This window comes from Massilia sp. LC238, assembly GCF_000735635.1.
GTDB classification, from domain to species: Bacteria; Pseudomonadota; Gammaproteobacteria; order Burkholderiales; family Burkholderiaceae_D; genus Telluria; species Telluria varians.
Genome location: NZ_JNNN01000024.1, coordinates 14143 through 35301 on the forward strand (window position 1 = coordinate 14143; position 21159 = coordinate 35301).

Sequence of the window (21159 nt, forward strand, 5' to 3'; positions counted from 1 at the left end):
CGTTTCGATGGCGTCTACAATGTGGCTTTGACCACCCGCGAGCACGCCATGCCCAGAATCGTCTTCCTCGACCGCGACAGCCTGCAGGCCCGGGTCCGCGCCCCCGCTTTCGACCATGACTGGCAGGATCATGCCGGCACGGCGGAAGACCAGGTCGTGGAACGCCTGGCCGGGGCAAGCGTGGCCGTCACCAACAAGGTGCCGCTGCGCGCGGCCGCGATCGAGCGCCTGCCCGACCTGAAGATGGTGGCCATCGCCGCCACCGGCACCGACAACGTCGACCTCGCGGCCTGCCGGGCGCGCGGCATCGTGGTGTCGAACATCCGCAACTATTCCCTGGTGTCCGTGCCCGAACACTGCTTCGCCCTGCTGCTGGCGCTGCGCCGGAACCTGGGAGCCTACGTGGCCGACGTCGAGGCCGGCAAATGGGAGCGCTCGACCCGCTTCTGCCTGCTGGACCACCCGATCGGCGACCTGGCCGGCAGCCGGCTCGGCATCGTCGGCTATGGCGCGCTGGGAAAGAAAGTGGCGCAGCTCGGGCGCGCCTTCGGCATGCAGATTGCCGCCACCTCGCGCTCGACGGTAGCCGAGCCTGGCGTGACCGAACTGCCGCTCGACGAACTGCTGGCCAGCTCCGACGTCGTCAGCCTGCACCTGCCGCTGACGCAAGCCACGCGCCACCTGATCGGCGCGCGCGAGCTGGGCCTCATGGGGCGGCATGCCCTCCTGATCAACACCGCGCGCGGCGGCCTGGTGGACGAGGCGGCGCTGGCTTCGGCCCTGCAGGAGGGGCGCATCGGCGGCGCCGGCTTCGACGTGTTGAGCCAGGAGCCGCCGCTGCCCGACAACCCGCTGCTGCGTCTGCGCCTGCCGAACTTCATCATGACCCCGCACGTGGCCTGGGCCAGCGGCGGGGCAATGCAGACATTGGCCGACATGCTGGTCGATAACATCGAAGCCTGGGCCGCCGGCCGGCCGATCAACGTGGTCGCCTGAGCTAGCGCCCGGGCATGCTTTCCGGCGCCGCCTGCAGCGCCTGCGGGTCCGGCGCGCGCAGCGGCAGCTCGAGGATGAAGGCCGCGCCCTGCCCCGGCGCGCTTTCCACCCGCAGCGATCCGCCCAGCAGCGTGGTGACGATGTTCCAGCTGATGTTCAGTCCCAGGCCGGTGCCGCCCTGTCCCATGCGCGTGGTGAAGAAGGGATCGAAGATGCGCGACAGGTCGCCTTGCGGGATGCCGCGCCCGTCGTCGCGGAAGGTGATGCGCACCCCGCCCTCGCAGGGCGCCGCTTCCAGCACCATGCTGCCGCCCGGCCCCTCGAAGGCGTGCAAGAGGGCATTGTTGACCAAGTTGATCACGACCTGGCCGAGCGGGCCGGGGAAGCTGTCCATCACGATGCCCGGCGCCACGCGCAGTTCGAGCCGGTGTCCGGCCAGGCGCACGGTGTTCATCAGGGTAGCGACGATCTCCTGGCAGGCCTGGGCCAGGTCGAAGCGGCGCCGCTGGGCGCTGGCCTGGTCCACCGATACCTGGCGGAAGCTGTTCACCAGCTCGGCCGCATTGTGCAGGCTGCGCATGATCAGGCTGGACGCTTCGCGCGAGGCCGCCATGTAGTCGGCCAGCTCCGAGCGACGCAGGTTGGCGCTGTCGAAGCGCGCGGCGATGTCGCCCGTCTTCTCCTGCAGCGTGCTGGCCATGAGCAGGCTGTTGCCGATCGGGGTATTCAGCTCGTGGGCGACGCCCGCCACCAGCGAGCCGAGCGAGGCCAGCTTCTCGCGCGCCGCCAGCTGGGCCTGGGTATCCTGCAGCTGGCGGTAGGCGCTGGCATTGTCGATCGCCACGCCGACGTAGGCGGCCAGCGTTTCGAGCATGTCGAGGTGCACCTGGCCGTAGGCCCGGGCGGCCGGGCTCTGCACCGTCAGCGCGCCCAGCACGCGCTCGCCCACCAGCACCGGCACCAGGAGCAGCGAGCGCGGCGCCATGCCGGCGCGCCAGGCGCAGGGCAAGGCGATCTCGCCGGCCTGTTCAGGCGGCAAGCCCGGCAGGTAGTCCGGCAGCTCCTGGGGAAGCTCGCCGGCCAGCACCTCACGCCCGCGCACGATGGCCCAGGCGGCGAGAATCCGGTCCGGGTCTTCCGGCAGTTCGAAGGCCTCGCGGCGCTCGCCGTCGACCACCGCATAGACATATTCGATGGCGCCGCGCTCGGGGTGGCGCAGCACTACCGCGAACAGGCTCGCGTCCATCAGCGCATGCACCTCCTCGTAGAGCGTGCGCATGATCGCTTCGAGTTCGAGGTTCGCCGTCACCGCGCGCCCGATGTCGGACAGCAGCGCGATGTTGCGGTGCGCCTGCTCCACCACTTCCTTCTGCTGCTCGACCTCCTGCTTGCGCCGCTCGGCCGATTCCTTCTGGCGCCGCAGCTCGACGGTGCGCACCCCCACCTCGTGTTCCAGCAGCAGCTTCTGGGCGACCAGGCCGCGCACGCGCAGGCGGTAGGCGGCAGTGAACAGCGCCAGGACGGCCAGCACCGCGAGCGTGCGGAACCACGGGGTCTTCCAGAACGGCGGCGTGATCGTGATCGTGAGGGAGGCCGGCTGCGCGCTCCAGACGCCGTCCTTGTTGCTGGCACGGACCCGGAACACATAGGTTCCCGGGTCCAGGTTGGTGTAGGTTGCATAGCGCCGCCGCGCGTCGGTGTCGACCCAGCCCTGGTCGAAGCCCTCCAGCTGGTAGGCGTAGCGGTTGCCTTCGGGGTCGGCATAATGCAGGGCCGCGAATTCGAGGGTGAACACGGTGTCGCGGTGCGACAGCGTCAGGGCGGACTGTTCGTGGAAGTTGGGCGTGGCCCGCGAGCGGTTCAGCACCAGGAAGTCGGTGATCACCACTTCCGGCACATAGGGATTGTCGCGCACCGCGTCCGGCAGGAAGGAAGTCAGGCCGGTGGTGCCGCCGAACCAGAACTGGCCGTCGCGGCCGCGCATGGCCGCGCCGACGAAATAGGAACCGTCCACCAAGCCGTCCTTCGCGGTGTAGTTCTTGGTGGCGCCGGTGGTGGGATCGACGCGCGTGATGCCGGCCGTCGTGCTGGCCCAGACAAAGCCGTGCTCGTCCTCGATCATCGCGCCGATCGGCAGCGCTTCCGGGCCCTTGTTGAACGGGTAGTAACGGAAACGCACTCCTTCCTTGCCGGCTTCCATCCGGTGCAGGCCGCCGGCGGTGCCGACCCACAGTTCACCGCGCGCCGACTCCATCAAGTGATAGACGCGCCCGTGGCGCAGGCCGTTCGGATTGTGCGGGTCGGGGCGATAGTGGGTGAAGCGCCCGCTCGCCGGGTCGTAGCGTTCCAGGCCGGTCTCGGTGCCGATCCAGACGATCCCGCGGCGGTCCTCCAGCGCCGTGAAGCCGTAGTTCTCGCCCAGGCTGCCCGGGTCGTCGGGGTCGTGGCGCCAGGTGCGCACCAGGTCTTTGCCATGCGCCTGCCCCGGCAGCAGCGCGGCCAGGCCGCCGCGCGTGACGATCCACAGCGTGCCGCTGCGGCCGGGGTGGAGCGCCTGCACATAGTTGGCGCCCGGGCTGGCGCCCAGCCCGGTCTGGCCGAAGCGCCCGGCGGCATCAACCCAGGCCAGGCCGGTCGGGGTGCCGATCCAGGTGCGGCCGCGCGCATGCGCCAGCGCGCTCACCACCTCGCCCGGCAGCTCGCCCTGGCCGACGCGCTCGATCCGTCCACCCGGGCGGGCCATCCGCATCAGGCCGTCGCCGGTGGTGCCGATCCACACCGCGCCGTCCGGATCCTCGGCGATGGCGCGTACCTTGGCCCTCCCGAGGCCCTCGTTGCCGCCATAGCGGGCGAAGCCGCCGCTGGCCAGGTCGGTGCGGCTGACGCCGCCGAACTGGGTGCCGGCCCACAGGGTGCCGGTACGGTCGACCAGCATCGCGGTGACCTGGTTGTCCGACAGCGTGTGCGGATCGGCCGGGTCGTTGCGGTAGCTGAGGAAGCGCCCGGTCGCCGGGTCCAGCCATTTCAGCCCTTCCAGTTCGGTACCGACCCACAGGGTGTTGCCGCGGTCGTGGTACAGCGCATTGATGCGCGACTCTTCCATGCCGAGCTGGCTGCCGATGCGGCGCCGCTGCGGCCGCCCATCGGCCGCGCCGTCGCCGAGGCGCCAGGCTTCCAGCCCGGCCGCGGTGCCGACCCAGAGCGTATCGCGCGGGCCCATCGACAGTGCCAGCACGGTATTGCGCTGCAGGTCTTCCGGGTCGAGATCATGGTGCTCGAAGCGGTCGGCGCCGGGCACCAGCCGGTCCAGCCCTGCCGCGGTGCCGATCCAGAGGTGGCCGCGGCCATCCAGCGCCAGCGCATTGACGCGGTTGTCGCGCAGGGTGCGCGGATCGGCCGGGTCATGGCGGTAGGCGCGCAGGCGCCCGCTGGCGGGATCGAGGTACTGCAGGCCGTCGCCGGTGGCGAGCCACAGTCCGCCGCCCGGCGCCGGCTGGATCGCCAGCACGGCGCGGTTGCCGGTATACGGGGCGCCGGCGCCGGCGCCGGGCGCCGCGAAGCGCAGGAACTTGCCGGTGGCGTGGTCGAACCGGCTCAGGCCGCCCTTGGTGCCGAACCATAGCCTGCCCTGCTCGTCCTCGTAGGAGGCGAGCACATAGTTATCGGGAATGCTGGCGGGGTCGTTCGGGTCGTTGCGATAGACCGTGACGCGGTAGCCGTCGAAGCGGTTCAGGCCGGCCTGCGTGCCGAACCACATGAAACCGCGCCGGTCCTGCAGGATGGTCAGCACCGACTGCTGCGACAGGCCCTCCTCGATCGACAGGCGTTCGAAGCGCAGGCTGCGCGGCGCGCCGAGGGCGCTGCCCGCCCACAGGCACAGCATACATAGAGCGACCAGAGCGAGGCGCGCTCCCGGCTTCAAGGCAAACATAGGTGTCTCATCAGGTTCCAACCCGGCTAATCTACCAGAGCAGGTTTGCCTACGGAAAAAAATTGAGGCTTCCGGAAATAACAAGGCGCTGCTATAATGCGTGCCTCGGGCGGCTGTAGCTCAGCTGGATAGAGTACTTGGCTACGAACCAAGGGGTCGTGGGTTCGATTCCTGCCAGCCGCGCCAGAATATGAGGGACCAGATTGAAAGATCTGGTCCCTTTTTTCGTTGTGGGCCACGCAGGTCCCGCGGGATGTGCCAGGATGCCAATGAAGGCTTTTGCAATATGCGAAGCTCCTGCTATAATGCGTGCCTCGGGCGGCTGTAGCTCAGCTGGATAGAGTACTTGGCTACGAACCAAGGGGTCGTGGGTTCGATTCCTGCCAGCCGCGCCAGAATATGAGGGACCAGATTGAAAGATCTGGTCCCTTTTTTCGTGGCGCTGTCACCGTTGGCTATGGATGACCCCGATCGCAAGGCGCAGCAACTGCTCCACCGTCGTGATCCGCCCACCATCGAGCGCCCGGCGCCAGCCCAGGTAGTTCGGCAGGTAGCGCGAAGCTACGCCGCGGAAGCGGCTCAACCACTGCCGGAAGCGCTGGCGGTAGGCATTCACATTCTGCACATGGATGGCTCCGGCAACGGCGCGGCGTACCCGCACGCCCGCACGCCCGCACGCAGGTTCACCGCCTCGTGCGCAATGCCATGCTTGCGGGCGAAACGGCGATATGCCGCATGGGCGTCGCTGACCAAGAGTACCTGCCGGTCGAGCCGGGGCAGCAGGTCTCGCTCCAGCTGCGCAACTGGTGCGCGCATGGTTGTTGCCGTCTGTGGTGACAGGCATTCGACCAAGGATGAGCTCAGCAGTTCCGCCCTCATCCATAGTTAAGGATGACAGCGCCTTTTTCGTTGTGGGCCGCGCAGGACTCGCAGGCTGTGCCAGGATGCCAATGAGGCTTTGGCAATATGCGAAGCTCCTGCTATAATGCGTGCATCGGGCGGCTGTAGCTCAGCTGGATAGAGTACTTGGCTACGAACCAAGGGGTCGTGGGTTCGATTCCTGCCAGCCGCGCCAGAATATGAGGGACCAGATTGAAAAATCTGGTCCCTTTTTTCGTTGCGGCATCCGTTTGATGCGGCCGCTCTCCCTGTCCCCTCGCCGGCGCCCCTGCAGATTGACATGTTGCGCCCGCCTGCGCCACGCTTAAGCGCCTTCTAAGACGGCTCTGAGAAGATTCATCCCGCAGCATCGCAATTCGATTCCCCTTCCCCGCGGCCGCCGCGCTTCACCGGGCGTCCGATCCTCGCAACGGGGCTGGGGGGAATCACTCCGGATGGGCTTGGGTTCAACGAATCGGGGGATTTGCCAAATCATCCAATGCTGCTATAATGCGTGCCTCGGGCGGCTGTAGCTCAGCTGGATAGAGTACTTGGCTACGAACCAAGGGGTCGTGGGTTCGATTCCTGCCAGCCGCGCCAACTTTTATAAAATGGCTCAGAAGCGATTCTGAGCCATTTTTCTTTTCCGCTATCCCCTCTCGTTTTTCCGACCCGGGTAGGTCTATTCTCCTCGACGCCTGACTGCGCCCGTGCGGAACCCTCGATCCGCTGCTGAGGTAACTCAGCAAAAACATCCTAAAACGCGCTAACTGCTAAGCTTCGTTCATTAAACCGGACTGAAATCGCACGGGCTCAGCGCCGGAAAGCCCCTCCCGTTTCTGTAGGACTGCGCTTACACATTTTCAGCAACTCGAGAATTTTTTTCTACCTATCAACCCTGATGAAACGAATTCTCCTATGAAGAGAAGGCGCACAGTATGTCCTCTCAGAAATCTCTTGTTTTGCGGAACATGTAGCGTGCATTGAACGTTCAATCACACTTCCACGTGCTTTTTTTTGCCCTTTTGATAGCATGAAGTTCCCCGATACTTGAAACCCAGGCTGCAGGACGCGGCTGATTCTAATGCGAGGAAAGAAATGAAAAAATCTCTGATTGCTGCAATTGTGTTTGCTTCCGCTTCGTTTGGTTCGTCGGCCGTGATGGCCCAGGAGGTCGTCGGCAACTCCCCACAGGCTCTGGAGCTGATCGACAACACCGCCTTCTTCGGCGACACCTTCGCGGCTGACAACGAAGGTAATACCTTCGCTGACCGCTTCACCTTCACCGTCGAAGGTGATATGCCGATGAACCTGGATGCGATCATCTCGTCGATCAGCCGCAGCGAAAGCGAGGGCCTGGACATCACCGCCCTGGCCCTGTATGGCGAAGACGACACGCTCATCACCACCGGTACCTCGCTGATGAGCGGCGCAATGGACGTCTGGAGCATCTCCAGCGACAACCTGGTCGCCGGTAATTACTACCTGCAGGTCAGCGGCAATCTGGTGTCGGATACCGGCGCCTCGTTCGGCGGTGCCGTGATGCTGGCACCGGTTCCGGAGCCGGAAACCTACGGCATGATGCTGGGCGGCCTCGGTATCCTGGGCTTCCTGGCACGCCGCCGCAAAGCCAAGCAGGCCTGAGCTTCACACCTGCTGAAATAAAACGACGGAAGCGCGCAAGCGCTTCCGTCGTTTTTTCGTCCAAAGAAAAGTCAGTCACAAGGGGTCAGGTCTGACATTCAGACACGAGCTGAGCAATAAAAACGACGGTATGCTCGAGTCCGTGTCCAAATGTCAGACCTGACCCCGGACGGGCTGGACGTGCGCCACTCAGGTGCGCAACTTCTTGATGATGCTGCGGTTCCCCAGGATTTCCTCGATCTGCTCGAAACGCACCGGCTTGACCATGTGGTGGTCGAAGCCGGCCTCGAAGGCGAGCTGGCGGTCCTTTTCCTGGCCCCAGCCGGTGACGGCGATCAGCACCGTCATCGAGCCGCAGGCCAGCTTGCGGATCCCGCGCGCCAGGTCGTAGCCCGACATGTGCGGCAGGCCGATGTCCAGGAAGGCATAGTCCGGGCAGAAGCGGGCCGCCGCCGCCAGCGCGTCCGGCCCGTTGTGGGTGATGACCACGCTGTGGCCCATGGCCGTGAGCAGCGCGCCGATGCTGTTGACGAAGTCGACGTTGTCGTCCGCCAGCAGGATGCGGTAGGACTCGGTGCTGATGAAGGCGGCCGGCGTCGGCTTGGCGATCGGTTCCGGATCGACCACGATCGGCAGGCGCACGACGAAACTGCTGCCCTGGCCCAGGCCTTCGGACCTGGCCTCGATGGTCCCGCCGTGCAGCTCCACCAGCTTGCGCGCCAGCGACAGGCCGACGCCCAGGCCGGCCACGCTGCGCTCCAGGGTCGAATCGACCTGCACGAACATCTCGAACACGGTGTCGAGCATGTCCGGCGCGATGCCGATCCCGGTGTCGGCCACTTCCAGCACCAGGGTGCGGTCCTCGACGCCCGCCCTGAGGGTGACGCGTCCGCCGCGGTTGGTGTATTTGGCGGCGTTGTTCAGGAGATTCGACAGCACCTGGGCCAGGCGCGTCGCGTCGCCGTGCAGGAACACCGGGCGGTCCGGCAGGTCGATCACCAGCTCATGGCCATGCAGTTCTATATAGGAGCGCACCACCTCGAGGGCGTCGTTGACCACGGCCTTCAGCTCCACGCGGCCCATCTTGATGGTGAACTTGCCGGTATTGATGCGCGAGACGTCCAGCAGGTCGTCGACCAGGCGCACCATCTGGCGCAGCTGGCGTTCCATGATGTCGGTGGCGCGCTGGGTCGCCTGGGCGTCGCCGCTGCGGATGCGCAGGATGTCCAGGCCGGTGCGGATCGGCGCCAGCGGATTGCGCAATTCGTGCGCCAGGGTCGCGAGGAATTCGTCTTTCCTGCGGTCGGCCACGATCAGCGCCTGCTCGGCGCGCTCGCGCACCGTCATCTCGTGTTCCAGCGTGCGGTTGGCCGCCTGCAGCGCGTCCGAGCGGCGCCCGATCTCGGCAAGCATGTCGTTGAAGGCTTCCACCAGCACCCCGATCTCGCCCTTTTCCTTGCCAGGCACGCGCAAGCTGAAGTCGCGCCGCAGCATCACCTGGCGCGCCACATTGGTCACCGCCTGCAGCGGCCGGGTGATCGAGGCCTGCAGGCGCGAGGCCACCAGCGCCGCGATCACCAGCGCCCCCAGCATCACGCCACCGAGGATGGCGCCATAGCTGAGCACCCGGTCCAGCAGTCCGAAGCGCGAGCGCAGGTAGACGGTGCCGAGCGGCTCGCCGTTCTCGACGATCGGGCGGAACACCTCCAGTTCGCCGCTCTCCATGCGGTGGCCCGCCGCTTCCGGACGCGCCGGGAAGGATGCTTCCGTGCCCGCCTTGGCATAGGTGGCGAAGCGCTGGCCGCTGTTGGTATAGATGGCGGCGGCCATGATCTGCGGCCGCACCCGCAGCACCGCCAGGCTGCGCTCGGCGGCGCTGCTGTCGTTGAACGACACCGCCGGGGCGGCGACGTCGGCGACGATGTCGGCCTGGGTGCTCAGGTCGTCGATCCAGACGCGCTGGAAGCTGCGCGCGTCGACGACGATCATGGCGATGGCGGCCGTCAGGAGCGCGACGATGGTGGTTGCCACGGCCATCAGGATCAGTTTGCTGCGGACCGAGCCGGTATCGTGCATGCCCATCACGATCCTCCCTTCTGTACCCGGTTCGCCACGGTCAACAGGCGCGAACTGAGCTTCACGTTCTTCTTTTCGGCGGCATCCAGCGAAACGTCGAAGCGCACGCGCTCGTCGACGATGCGGAAGTTGATGACGCTGCCACAGCGCAGGCCCCCGTCGCATTCGGTCACGGTCAGGTAGGCGCCGGGGGCGGCGCGCAGCACGCGGCCGGCCCGTTCGGCGTCGCCGCCTGCCACGAACAGCAGGTGCACCGCCGGCGGCGCCTCGTTCATGGCCACCTGCCGCACCACGATCGGACGCCCGGCGATCATGCGGCCGCTGGCGATGCGCGCCAGTTCGGCGGCCATCTCGTCCGAGCCGACCACGGCGATCGTCAGCGGCCCGTTGGGGTCGGCAAACGCATGCACTGGAAACTCGGCATAGCCGAGGAATTTATACAGGAAGGCCGCCTTGACGCGGCGCTCGAGCGCCTGGGCGCCGCCCCCTTCCGCCAGCGCGCGCGGCGCCATCCCTGCAGCCGCCGCCAGCAACAGCGGCAAGGGTAAGGCTAGCGCCCGGCAGGCCAGGCGGCGTCGCATTCGGTCAGGGAGCTTTGTCTTCATTCTTGTCATGGAGCTTTCAGAAACGCAGCGTTGCGCTGGCGAACACATGCCGTTCAGCCAGTTGGCGCACGTCCGCCTCCCCGAACTCGGGATGGCGGGCGTGCAGCAGGTTACGGCACGCGAGGGCCAGTTCGACGCCGGGGCCTGCCTGCCACGCCAGCCGTACGTCGAGTTCATGATAGCCCGGCACGGCCGGCTGCGGCAGGCGCGCGACGCCCCGCAGCAGCAGGTCGGCGCTCAGCCTGGCGCCGAGTTCGTGCGAGGAGCGCAGCTGCCAGTAGCTGCGCGGGTCGTTGGTCGCCAGACCGGCACGCGCCGAGGCATCCAGGCTGCTGGGGGCCACGCCGGTGTCGATATCCTGCAACACCGCGCCCGCGAACAGGCGCCAGCCGCGCATGGGCTGCCAGCTGCCCCAGGCTTCCACCCCGCGCGCCCGGCCGTGCCCCAGGTTGCGAAATACCGCCCCGCCCGCTTGGGGCTCCAGCGTGCGCAGGCGCTCGTAGTCGCTGTAGAACAGGGCAATCGCATACGACACCGCGCTAGCCGGCTGGGCGCGGTAGCCCAGCTCCAGCACGCGGGCCACCTCGGACAGCATGTCGGGGCCGCCCGCAATCAGGTAACGCTGGCCGTTCGACGCCGGATCCACCAGCCGCAGATCGCGGTCGATCCGGGCCGGGGCGCGCACCGTGCGCGAGGCGGCCGCCCACAGCATGGCGCCGGCGGCGTGGTCCCAGGCCAGGCGCAGGCTGGGCAGCAGTTCGGTGCCGGTGTAGGCATTGTGCTCCAGGCGCAGGCCGGCTGTCGCGCGCAGGGCCGGCGTGAGGCTGAATTCGTCCTGGGCGAACAGGTTGGTCGAGCGCAGCGTACGATGGGTCGGTGCGAACTGCAGGATGGGGCCGTTGTCGAAGCGGTCGCGCGCCTGGCGCATGCCGCCGCCCCAGCTGAAGGAATGGCGCTGCCCGAGCCGCGTGGCCAGCTGGACCTCGAGGTCGGCGGTATCGAGCTTGTGCCGGCCGGCGCCGGGCTGCTCGCGCCGCTGCTGGTCGAGCCAGGCTTGCAGGCGCAGGGCGGTGTCGGCGCCCACCTGGGTATCGAAGCGCGCCACCAGGTTGGCGCCGGAGAAATCGGTGCGCGGCTCGCCCGCGGCGCGCAGCGCGCCGGCATGCAGGTCGCCGCTCACGCTCAGGTCGTGGCCTGCGCCGTCCCAATCGAGGCGGAAGCCCGCCTGGCGCCGGCCGGCGCCGCCGCCCTGCGCATCCGGGCCGTCGCCGGGCGCCGCTCCGGCTTCGTCGCGCTTGCCGTAGACGCGCACGTAGGCGCCGTTGGCCAGGCGCTTGCCGTGGCGCAGCACGGCGCCGGCGTAACGCTTGCCGGCATGCGCCTGTGCCAGTCCACCCTGGGTATCGGCGGCGCTGCGCGTGATGATGTTGATGACGCCGTTGACGGCATTGGTGCCCCAGATGGTGCCGCCGGGGCCGCTGATCACCTCGATGCGCTCGACGTCGGCCAGCACCACGTCCAGGGCTTCCCAGTAGACGCCAGAAAACAGCGGCGAATAGACGCTGCGGCCGTCCACCAGCACCAGCAGCTTGTTGGCCAGCTGCGAGGAGAAGCCGCGCGCGCTGACCGCATATTCCTGGGCGCCGGCGAAGGCCACCTGCAGGTTCGGCGCCAGGCGCAGCGCTTCGGGGACCGTGGTCGCGCCCGAGCGCGCGATCTCGGCGCCGCTGATCACGTACACCGAGGCCGGCGCGCTGCTGAGCCGCCCCTGCTGGCGCGAGACCGAGGTAACCACGATATCGGCCAGTTGTTCCAGGGAGTAGTCTTCCAGCGCAAGCGCGTCCGCCCCTTCCTGCCCGGCGTGCCCAGCCGCAAGCCCGCCGCCTGCGTGCAGCAAAAACAGTGCCGCACAAACGCAGGCTAGCCGGGAAGGTTTTGACATAGTTGCCATCGTAGAACATTTTCACCCGTGCACCAAGCGTGCGCGCCTCCCGCCGGGCCGGCGTCGCAGCCACGCCACGGCCTGGTTGACAAAGCGGACTCATCAATAATCTTGATGGCGGTCATTTGAAATATAAATTGGACTAATTTGCGGCAATGCAGCATCATGCTCCCTGTCTCCTCTATTCTCCTCCAAGGAAATAGATTCAGCCCGCTTCCCAGAAGCGGGCTTTTTTTTTGCCCGGCATGGCTCGCACGGATCGAGACGGCAGTTGGACGGCATTTGGTGTAGGATGGCCGCCATGTTTTCGTTCCTACAACAGTCTGCCCATGCCTGAACACGATCCGCGCACTGCCACCTTCTATGACTGGTCTGGAAGCAGCCTGGGCGAACCCACCCGCTGGCCTGCGCCGCTGCGCGTAGCGGCCGACCTGCTGCTCAACTCCCCTCTGCCGGGATTGCTGGTGTGGGGGCGCGAAACCATCCTGGTGTTCAACGAGGCCTATGCAGCGCTAGCCGGCCTGGGCTGCGGCCGGGTGCCGGGCGGATCGGTGCCCTCGGTGCTGCCGCCGCCGCTGTCCGCTGCCGCCACCGCCCTTCACGGGGCCTGGTCCGGGCAGCCCGGCCTGGTGGCAGGAACGACGCTCAGCTTCCGCCACGCGAACGGCCCGCTCGAACATCGTTGCGACCTGCGCCTGACGCCGCTGCCGGACGGACACGGCGGCGTCGGCGGCATCCACATCCTGCTGGCGCCCCCGGCCGCCGCGCCGGCGGCGCTGGAGACGGAGCCCGAAGACGCCGCGCTGCGCATCCTGGTGGTCGAGGACAACCTCGATTCCCAGTACCTGGTCTGCGAGATGCTCAAGGCCTTCGGCCACGAAGCGGACGGCGTGGCCCATCCGGACGACGCCCTGGCCCTGCTGGCCAGGCAGCGCTACCAGGTGCTGTTCTCGGACGTCAGCCTGCCCGGCATGTCGGGCGTGGACCTGGCACGCCGCGCGCTCGAAGACCATCCGGCGCTGAAGGTGATCTTCGCGTCCGGCTACGGCGATTCGCTGCTGCGCCACCTCGAGTTCCCCTACCTGTCGCTGCAGAAGCCCTACGAGCTGGACCAGCTGCAGGACGCCCTGGCAAAGGTGGCGCGCCAGCCGGCGCCCGCCAGGTGAGGCCGGTGCCGCGTGCCGGCAGGCTTCGGCTGGGCTACAATGGCCTTTACCAGGCCAGGCGCAGTCGTGCGTCCGGCGCCTGCCACCATGCCAGCACTGATGATTCCAACTGAACCGATCGGCAGCATTCCTCGTCCGCCCGAGCTGGTCGCCGCGATCCGCGGCGGCGCAGCGGGAGGCGCGCTCGCGCCCCTGCTCGATGCGGCGGTACGCGCGACCGTGCTTGAGTTCGAGGCGACCGGGGCAAGCGTCATCAGCGACGGCGAGCAGGGCAAGCTCGAGAACTTCTGGAGCTATCCGGTGCGCGGCGCCGCCAATACCGCGCCGGACGGCTTCCGTATTCCCGTGCAAACCGGTTCCGGCCCCACCAGCCACCGCATGCCGCGCCTCACGCACGGCCCCTTCCGCTACCAGTGCTACGCCGACCAGTACCTGCGCGCGGCGCGGCGCCATGCGACCCAGCCGGTCAAGCAGGCCATCATCTCGCCTTCGGCGCTGTCGCTGCTCTACCCGCCCGACGGGCTGGCCGGCTATCCGCGCGAGCAATTCCTTGACGACCTGGTACGCGAACACGAGACCGAGATCCGGCGCTGCCTCGAGGCCGGCGCCCACAAGGTCCAGATCGACTTCGCCGAAGGTCCGCTGGCGATGCGGCTCGACCCGAGCGGCGCCCTGCTGGCCAGCTTCGTCCACCTGAACAACATGGCCCTGGCGCGCTTTTCCGCCGCCGAACGCGCCCTGATCGGGCTGCACGTGTCGGCGGCCGGGGTCCGGCCCGCCGCCGGCGGAACCGAGGCCGAGGTCGACTACGCGGAGCTGCTGCCGGCACTGTTCGAGATCCGCGCCGGCAGCTTCTATATCGCGGTGGCCGGGCAGCCCGACCCCGTTCGGGTGCTGCGCATCGCGCGCGACTATGCGCGCCCGGAGCAGCGCGTGTTCGTCGGCGTCGTCGATCCGTTCGAGGCGCGCATCGAGAGCGCCGCGCAGGTGCGCGACCGGGTGCTGCTGGCGGCCCAATACCTCGACCCGCAGCGCCTGGGCACGACCGACGACGCCGGCTTCGCTCCCTTCTTCGACGACGACAGCGTCAGCCGCGCCACCGCCTTCGCCAAGATACGCGCACGGGTCGAGGGCACGCGCCTGGCAAGCGCACTGCTGGAGGGGGCCGCGTGAGCGACGAACACGAACTCGAGCTGATGCGTTCGGCCGCGCTGCGCAACGCCCAGAGCGTGCTGGCGGCGCGCCAGCGCGCCGAGGAAGAGCTGCTGGGGGCGCAGGAAGCGCTGCGCCGCGCCAAGGAGCGCATGGAGAACATGCTCGAAAGCCTGTCCGACGGCTTCTGCGCGGTCGACCGCGAGTGGCGCATCATGTACATCAACGGGCGCGCGCTCGACATGATCGCCCCGCTCGACAAGAGCCGCCCGGGCCTGGTCGGCAAGAACCTGTGGGACGAGTTCGAGGACCTGCACGGCACCTCGGTGGCCGAGGACTGCCGGCGCGCCATGGAGCGGCGCGAGACCGTGGTGCGCGACTTCTATTATGTGCGCCTGCAGTGCTGGCTGGAGATGCGCCTGCACCCGTCGCCGGACGGGCTGACCCTGTATTTCCAGGACATCACCCAGCGCAAGCTGGACCAGCAGGCCCTGGTCGAGAACAACAACCGCCTGCAGGTGGCGCTCGCGGCCGGGCGCTTGGGCGACTGGCGCTGGGACGCGGCGCTCGACCGCGTGCTCCTCGGTCCGCGCGCGGCCGGCATCCTGGGCCTGCCGGCCGAGACCCCGCTGCCCTGGCCGCAGCTGCGCGCACGCCTGCATCCCGAGCACCGCATCCAGGTGCGGCGCGCCGTGATCAAGGCTTTCGAGGCGCGGGCCGACCTGAACATCGAGTGCCGGGTCGCGAGCGGCGCTTCCGGGAGCCAGGCCGCGCGCTGGGTGGCCCTGGTCGGCCGCCCCGACTATGCCGAACGCAAGGGCCAGGAAACCCTGATCGGCATGACCGGCGTGGTGCAGGACATCAGCGGCCGCAAGAGCGCCGAAGACACCCTGCGCCAGAGCGAGGAACTGCTGCGCGCGCTGGCCAACACGATCCCGCAGCTGGCCTGGATGGCCGGCACCGACGGCGGCATCGTCTGGTTCAACGACCGCTGGTACGAATACACCGGACGCACGCCGGAGCAGAGCGTGGGCTGGGGCTGGCAGGACACCATCGACCCCGCCACCCTGCCCGCAGTGATGGGGCGCTTGCGCGAGACCATCCGCAGCGGCGAACCCTTCGAGATGGAATTCCCGCTGCGCGGCGCCGACGGCAGCTATCGCTGGCACCTGACGCGCTTGAGCGCGGTGCGCGACGCCGACGGACGCGTGGTGCGCTGGTTCGGCACCAATACCGACGTCGACCAGGTCAAACGCGCCGAACAGGCGCTGCGCGACGAATCGCACGTGCTCGAGCTGCTCAACAATACCGGCAGCATCCTGGCCTCGACCCGCGACCTGCGCTCGCTGCTGCGCGCGGCCACCGAGGCGGCGCTGGGAGTCAGCGGCGCGCGCTTCGGCGCCTTCATCCACTACGGGCAGGAAGGCGACGGCACCCTGTTCTCGATGGTCACGCTGTCGGGCGCGACATCCAGCGAATTCCAGAGTTTCGGCGAACCGCGCGCCAGCACGCTCTACCCGCCGGCCTTGCGCACCGAGGGCCTGGTGCGCATCGACGACATCGCCCGCGACCCGCGCTACGCGGGCAGCGCGCCCCAGTTCGGACTGCCGGCCGGGCACCCGGCGGCCGGGGAGCCGGACCTGCGCAGCTACATGGCGGTGCCGGTGGCGGCGCGCTCGGGCGAGCTGCTCGGCACCATGTTCTTCGGCCATCCGGAACCCGGCGTGTTCACCGAACGCAGCGAGCGCATCGTGCGCGGCATCGCCGCCCAGGCCGCGATCGCGGTGGACAACACCCGCCTGTACGAAGCCACCCGCCGCGCCGCCGAGGAGCGCAAGGTGCTGCTCGAGAACGAACGCGAGGCGCGCGCCGAGGCCGAGCGCAGCAGCCAGATGAAGGACGAGTTCCTGGCCACGCTGTCGCACGAACTGCGCACCCCGCTGTCGGCGATCCTCGGCTGGTCGCAGGTCCTGCGCCGCGGCAGCCGCGACGGCGCCGACCTGCAGCGCGGCCTGCAGACCATCGAACGCAACGCGCGCGCCCAGGCCCAGCTGATCGAGGACCTGCTAGACATGAGCCGCATCACCTCGGGCAAGGTGCTGCTCGACATGCAGGCGATCGAGCCAGCGACCTTCATCGACGCCGCCATCGAGACCGTGCGCCCGGCGGCCGACGCCAAGCACATCGCCATCGAGAAGCACTACCGCGCGCCGGGCGCGCTCGTGGCTGGCGACACCGGCCGGCTGCAGCAGGTAATCTGGAACCTGCTGTCGAATGCGATCAAGTTCACCCCGCGCGATGGTCTGGTGGCGGTCGAGATCAGCGAACGCGACGACGGTCATGGCGCGGGCGGCAAGGTGGTGGCGATCACCGTGCGCGACAACGGCGTCGGGATCCGTCCCGAATTCATCACCCACGTGTTCGAGCGCTTCCGCCAGGAAGACGCGTCAATGACGCGCCGGCATGGCGGCCTGGGTCTGGGATTGTCGATCGTCAAGCACCTGGTCGAGCAGCACGGCGGCACGGTGCGGGCCGAGAGCGCCGGCGAGGGCCAGGGCGCCAGCTTCACGATCGAGCTGCCGCGCGCCGAGGCGCCGGCATCAAGCAGCCGGCCGTCACGCGCAGCGCCGGCGCCCTCGCCGGCGCCGGAAGCGCCCGACGGCGCAGTGCGCGACCTGACCGGACTGACGGTGCTGGTGGTGGACGACGCGCGCGACGGCCGCGAGCTGATCGCGCGCATCCTGACCGACTGCCATGCCCGGGTGCGGGTGGCCGCCAGCGCGCGCGAAGCCTTCGATGCGCTGCGCGCCGACCGGCCCGACGTCCTGGTGAGCGACCTGGGCATGCCGGAGGTCGACGGGTTCGAACTGATCGGCTGGGTGCGCGCCCTGCCGCGCGAGGCCGGCGGCCAGCTGCCGGCCATCGCCCTGACCGCCTTTGCCCGGCCCGAAGACCGGCTGAAGGCGCTGGAAGCGGGTTTTTCGACCCATATTTCGAAGCCGGTGGAGCCGGGAGAACTCATCGCCGCCGTCGCTTCGGTCGCGGTTCCGACTGCACAGATGGTGAATGGCGCAGCACGCGGGCTTGGTCGATAATGATCCTACCCGGACACGCGGCGCTGTCCTACAAGAAATTTTTAGGCTTTTGCTAGACTATGAAGATATGGGAGGCGTCCATTCCAAAAGGAAATGGAACACGTTCCCGACAGAGTAGAAGAGAACGAGCATGCCGAGCAGACAAGACATTTTGAACGCGAAGATCCTGGTGGTGGACGATTCGCCCGACAATATCGAATTGATGGAAGAGATATTGCGCGAGGAAGGCTACACCTGCGTCAGTTCGACGATGCTGCCCGAGCAGGTATGCCCGCTGCATCGCGAGCACAACTACGACCTGATCCTGCTCGACCTGCAGATGCCCGGCCTGAACGGCTTCCAGGTCATGAAGGGCCTGAAGGAAATCGAACAGGGCGGCTACCTGCCGGTGCTGGCGCTGACCGCCCAGCCGAGCTTCAAGATCGCCGCGCTGGAAGCCGGCGCCCGCGACTTCATCAGCAAACCCTTCGACCTGCTCGAGGTGCACAAGCGCATCCACAACATGCTGGAAGTCCGCCTGCTCTACAAGGAGCTGGCCCAGTATTCGCGCGCGCAGCAGGAGCTGGCGCTGCACGACGCCCTCACCGGCCTGCCCAACCGCCGCCTGCTGGAAGACCGCATCGAGACCGCCCTGCAGCACGCCAACCGCAGCCATACCAAGGCCGCGATCATGTACCTCGACCTGGACGGCTTCAAGGCGATCAACGACACCTACGGCCACGCCTATGGCGACGACATCCTCAAGATGGTGTCGCAACGCCTGCTGGCCAATTCGCGCAAGGAAGACACGGTGGCGCGCCTCGGCGACGACGAATTCATGGTGGTGCTGGGCGAGATCCACAGCCTGGCCGACGCCCAGGGCCCGGCGGCCAAGCTGGTCGAAGCCGTGTCCGAGCCCTACTTCATCAACGACCTGACCCTGCGCCTGTCGACCTCGATCGGCATCAGCATCTATCCGGACGACGCCGAATCGGTCGACGCCTTGATCAGCATCGCCGACTACGCGCTGTACGAAGCCAAGCGCGCCGGCAAGAACCGCTTCTGTTCGCCTGCGGCCAACCGCCAGGCGGCGACCAAGATGCCCGCGGCAAATCCAGCGGCGGTGGAGACCGCGGCGCATCGCTGAGCGGGCGCTTCGGGTTCGCGTTTGCGGTCTGCAGGCTAAATTGGGGGGAAACAATGCGAGGCATTGTTCCCCCCAAGTTCATCGCACTTCTGTGAGCTCCCCCTTGCCAGACAAAAACAGACGGGCCACAAAGCAGCCTGCGCCGCCCGTGGCCCGTCATGAAACCGACAAGCGCTGATCGATCAGCGGTTCCCGCCCTCGTCCTTCTGCAGATACCTGGTATTGATTTCCGCCGAACGCAGCATCTCCTCGCTATGCGACTCGATCGCCTGCGCCGCCTGGTGGTCGCGGCTGGCGTCGACCTTGTCGGGCGCCACCTCGATGCGGGTGATGCTGGACTGGACCGACACCGGGTCGCTGGCCGGGAAGGTCATTTCGACGGCGTCGTCGAGCAGCTCTTCCTCGGCCTGCTCCTTGCCCGAGGCGTTTTCGCAGCTGGACAGCGCCTTGATGGCCACGGCGTAGTTCACGATCTGCATGTTGGCGAGGTCGCCGATCGTGTGCACGCCGGCGGCGGCAAAGGCACTGGCTTGTTGTTCGCTGACGCCACAGAGGGCGGTCAGCGGCGAATTGACGAGCTCACGGAACGATTTGCCGTGATAATCCTGATTTACGATAGAGTCGATATTCATTATCTGTCCTTTCAAGTAGGCAGCCCCGTTCCCATGGAGTCGGTTGAACTGGAGGCTTCCACTATCGCACAGCCCACCCAGAGACGTATGTGCGGCACCGTACACGTCACCATGCGCACGATTGAGTTTTGCCTATTTGCACTTAAATTGCCCGTGATATCATTCTTTGTTATTACAGTGATTCTTTGAAACCCTACACACTTGATTTGGTAAGATCTTTCCTAAAGGCAAACCCTTTGAGGGAAAGCACAGCGAACCATCGTGGCACACACTGACAAACCCAAGATCCTGGTCGTCAACGACGACGCCGCCAGCCTGTTAGCGCTGACGAGCCTGCTCGACCAGTGGGCGGAAGAAAGCAATTATTCGGTGCATTCTGCGCGTTCCGGCCAGGACGCCCTGCGCCAGGTGCTGCTCCACGATTTCGCCGTGATCCTGCTCGATGTGAACATGCCCGGCATGGACGGCTTCGAGACCGCCGAGGCGATCCATCAGCGCGCGCGCTCGGCGGATATCCCGATCATCTTCGTCACCGCCTTCCTGGCCGACGAGATCGACCGCCTCAAGGCTTACCAGCGCGGCGCCGCCGACTTCCTGTTCACCCCGGTGATTCCGCAGATCCTGCACGCCAAGGTCTCGGTGTTCGTGGCGCTGGCGATGAAGAACGAGCAACTCAAGCGCCAGGCCGAAAAGCTCTCGCAGCGCACCACCGAGCTGACCGCGACCAACCGCCGCCTGGTGCGCGAGATGGAAGAACGCCGCGACGCCGAACGCAAGAGCCACGCCAAGGACGAATTCCTCGCCATGCTCGGCCACGAGCTGCGCAACCCGCTGTCGGCAATCAGCAGTGCTTCCTCGCTGATCGGGATGGCCGGCGCCAACGCCGAGACGGTGAGCCGCGCCAAGCAGATCATCCAGCGCCAGAGCCAGCACCTGTCGCGCATCGTCGACGACCTTCTCGACCTGTCGCGTGCGATGTCGGGCAAGATCCTGTTGGCGCGCAAGCCGATCGATCTGTCCAACCTGGTATCGGGCTGCCTGGAAACGCTGCGCGCCACCGGCCGTTCCGCCGGCTACCGCATCAGCGTCGACCTGGCGCCGAACTGGGTCGACGGCGACCCGACCCGGCTCGAACAGATCACCACCAACCTGCTGGACAACGCGCTCAAGTACACACCCGCGGGCGGCAGCATCGACGTCGGAGTGGCGCAGTCAGGCGAAGACGTGGTGCTGACAGTGCGCGATACCGGCGTCGGCATTCCCGAGGAACTGCTGCCGCACGTGTTCGACGTGTTCGTCCAGGGCGCGATCTCGATCGACCGCTCGCAGGGCGGCCTGGGCATTGGCCTGTCGCTGGTGCGGCGCCTGGTGGAACTGCATGGCGGCAGCGTCAGCGCCCATAGCGACGGCAGCGGCAGCGGCAGTACCTTCATGATCCGCCTGCCGCGCACCGAACCCGTCGTGCCGTCCGTGGCCGCGCAGCAGTCGAGCGGCGACAACTCCGGCAAGCCCGCGGTGCTGCTGATCGAAGACAACGAAGACGGCCGCGAGATGATGGCGACCATGCTGGCCGCCCACGGCTTCCCGGTGGACACCGCCGCCGACGGGCTGCAGGGGGTGGCGGCCGCGCTGGCCAGACGCCCTGCCGCGGCGCTGGTCGACATCGGCCTGCCCGGCATCGACGGCTACGAAGTGGCGCGCCGCCTGCGGCGCGACCCGGCCACGTCGCACATCCGCCTGATCGCCCTGACCGGCTACGGACTGGCCGAGGACAAGCGGCGCGTGATGGAAGCGGGCTTCGACCAGCACCTGGTCAAGCCGGTCGGCATGGACCAGTTGCTGGAGGCGCTCGCGCCGGCCACGGTGCCGGCCGACGCGGCCTGAGGCTGTCCCGGCGCAGGCCCGAAGTCCCGGC

The 21159-nt window shown here is 67.5% G+C and carries 12 protein-coding genes, 4 tRNA genes and 1 pseudogene; 11 read left to right on the forward strand and 6 right to left on the reverse strand.

What is annotated here, in order from left to right; translation table 11 throughout:
• Positions 1–48: 48 nt before the first annotated feature.
• Positions 49–996, forward strand: coding sequence for a D-2-hydroxyacid dehydrogenase (locus FG94_RS05180; protein ID WP_036208068.1), 948 nt, complete (start codon positions 49–51; stop codon positions 994–996).
• A 1-nt stretch (position 997) separates the two neighbouring features.
• On the opposite strand, the gene FG94_RS05185 is transcribed toward FG94_RS05180, so the two are convergent.
• Entirely contained in the window at positions 998–4927 is a 3930-nt protein-coding gene (locus tag FG94_RS05185) for a two-component regulator propeller domain-containing protein (RefSeq protein WP_051996235.1), read from the reverse strand.
• Between the two features lie 109 nt (positions 4928–5036).
• Here FG94_RS05185 and FG94_RS05190 point away from each other — a divergent pair.
• A tRNA-Arg gene (locus tag FG94_RS05190) sits at positions 5037–5113 on the forward strand.
• A 132-nt stretch (positions 5114–5245) separates the two neighbouring features.
• Positions 5246–5322: transfer RNA gene (locus tag FG94_RS05195), tRNA-Arg, on the forward strand.
• Between the two features lie 50 nt (positions 5323–5372).
• On the opposite strand, the pseudogene FG94_RS28070 reads toward FG94_RS05195, so the two are convergent.
• Positions 5373–5728, reverse strand: a pseudogene (locus FG94_RS28070) (IS1595 family transposase); the annotation flags it as partial.
• 197 nt (positions 5729–5925) lie between these two features.
• On the opposite strand from FG94_RS28070, the gene FG94_RS05205 reads away from it, so the two are divergent.
• The 3 genes from FG94_RS05205 to FG94_RS05215 all read left to right on the forward strand — a co-directional run bounded on the left by FG94_RS05205 (position 5926) and on the right by FG94_RS05215 (position 7450).
• Positions 5926–6002, forward strand: a tRNA-Arg gene (locus FG94_RS05205).
• A gap of 327 nt (positions 6003–6329) precedes the next feature.
• Positions 6330–6406, forward strand: a tRNA-Arg gene (locus FG94_RS05210).
• Between the two features lie 498 nt (positions 6407–6904).
• Positions 6905–7450: an FxDxF family PEP-CTERM protein gene (locus FG94_RS05215; protein WP_036208007.1), complete on the forward strand. Its 546-nt coding sequence runs from the start codon at positions 6905–6907 to the stop codon at positions 7448–7450.
• Between the two features lie 189 nt (positions 7451–7639).
• Here the strand turns inward: FG94_RS05215 and FG94_RS25820 are convergent, their stop codons facing one another.
• The 3 genes from FG94_RS25820 to FG94_RS05230 are packed head-to-tail and all read right to left on the reverse strand — an operon-like array spanning position 7640 to position 12028.
• Complete coding sequence (locus FG94_RS25820; protein WP_051996240.1) at positions 7640–9532, reverse strand: ATP-binding protein; 1893 nt, start codon at positions 9530–9532, stop codon at positions 7640–7642.
• Entirely contained in the window at positions 9532–10107 is a 576-nt protein-coding gene (locus FG94_RS05225) for a YfiR family protein (RefSeq protein ID WP_152570853.1), read from the reverse strand. The genes FG94_RS25820 and FG94_RS05225 overlap by 1 nt, the downstream gene beginning before the upstream one ends.
• Before the next feature lie 40 nt (positions 10108–10147).
• A complete protein-coding gene (locus FG94_RS05230) occupies positions 10148–12028 on the reverse strand; it encodes a TonB-dependent siderophore receptor (RefSeq protein WP_051996242.1) in 1881 nt (626 codons plus the stop codon).
• Between the two features lie 374 nt (positions 12029–12402).
• On the opposite strand from FG94_RS05230, the gene FG94_RS25825 reads away from it, so the two are divergent.
• The 4 genes from FG94_RS25825 (at position 12403) to FG94_RS05250 (ending at position 18612) form a co-directional block, all read left to right on the forward strand.
• The gene (locus FG94_RS25825) at positions 12403–13239 is read left to right on the forward strand and encodes a response regulator (protein WP_051996244.1); all 837 of its coding nucleotides are present in this window, start codon (positions 12403–12405) and stop codon (positions 13237–13239) included.
• Positions 13240–13338: 99 nt separating this feature from the next.
• Positions 13339–14412, forward strand: a complete 1074-nt coding sequence (locus FG94_RS05240; RefSeq protein ID WP_229445864.1) for a 5-methyltetrahydropteroyltriglutamate--homocysteine methyltransferase — start codon at positions 13339–13341, stop codon at positions 14410–14412.
• Entirely contained in the window at positions 14409–17486 is a 3078-nt protein-coding gene (locus FG94_RS05245) for an ATP-binding protein (RefSeq protein WP_229445865.1), read from the forward strand. Before FG94_RS05240 ends, FG94_RS05245 begins: the two co-directional genes overlap by 4 nt.
• A gap of 130 nt (positions 17487–17616) precedes the next feature.
• Positions 17617–18612, forward strand: a complete 996-nt coding sequence (locus FG94_RS05250) for a diguanylate cyclase domain-containing protein (RefSeq protein ID WP_036208011.1) — start codon at positions 17617–17619, stop codon at positions 18610–18612.
• Between the two features lie 182 nt (positions 18613–18794).
• On the opposite strand, the gene FG94_RS05255 is transcribed toward FG94_RS05250, so the two are convergent.
• Positions 18795–19244: a hypothetical protein gene (locus FG94_RS05255; RefSeq protein ID WP_051306809.1), complete on the reverse strand. Its 450-nt coding sequence runs from the start codon at positions 19242–19244 to the stop codon at positions 18795–18797.
• Positions 19245–19505: 261 nt separating this feature from the next.
• Here FG94_RS05255 and FG94_RS05260 point away from each other — a divergent pair, with 261 nt between their 5' ends.
• Positions 19506–21128 carry a response regulator gene (locus tag FG94_RS05260; RefSeq protein ID WP_036208014.1) on the forward strand — a complete coding sequence of 541 codons (1623 nt, stop codon included), beginning with the start codon at positions 19506–19508 and terminating at the stop codon, positions 21126–21128.
• Positions 21129–21159 lie beyond the last annotated feature (31 nt).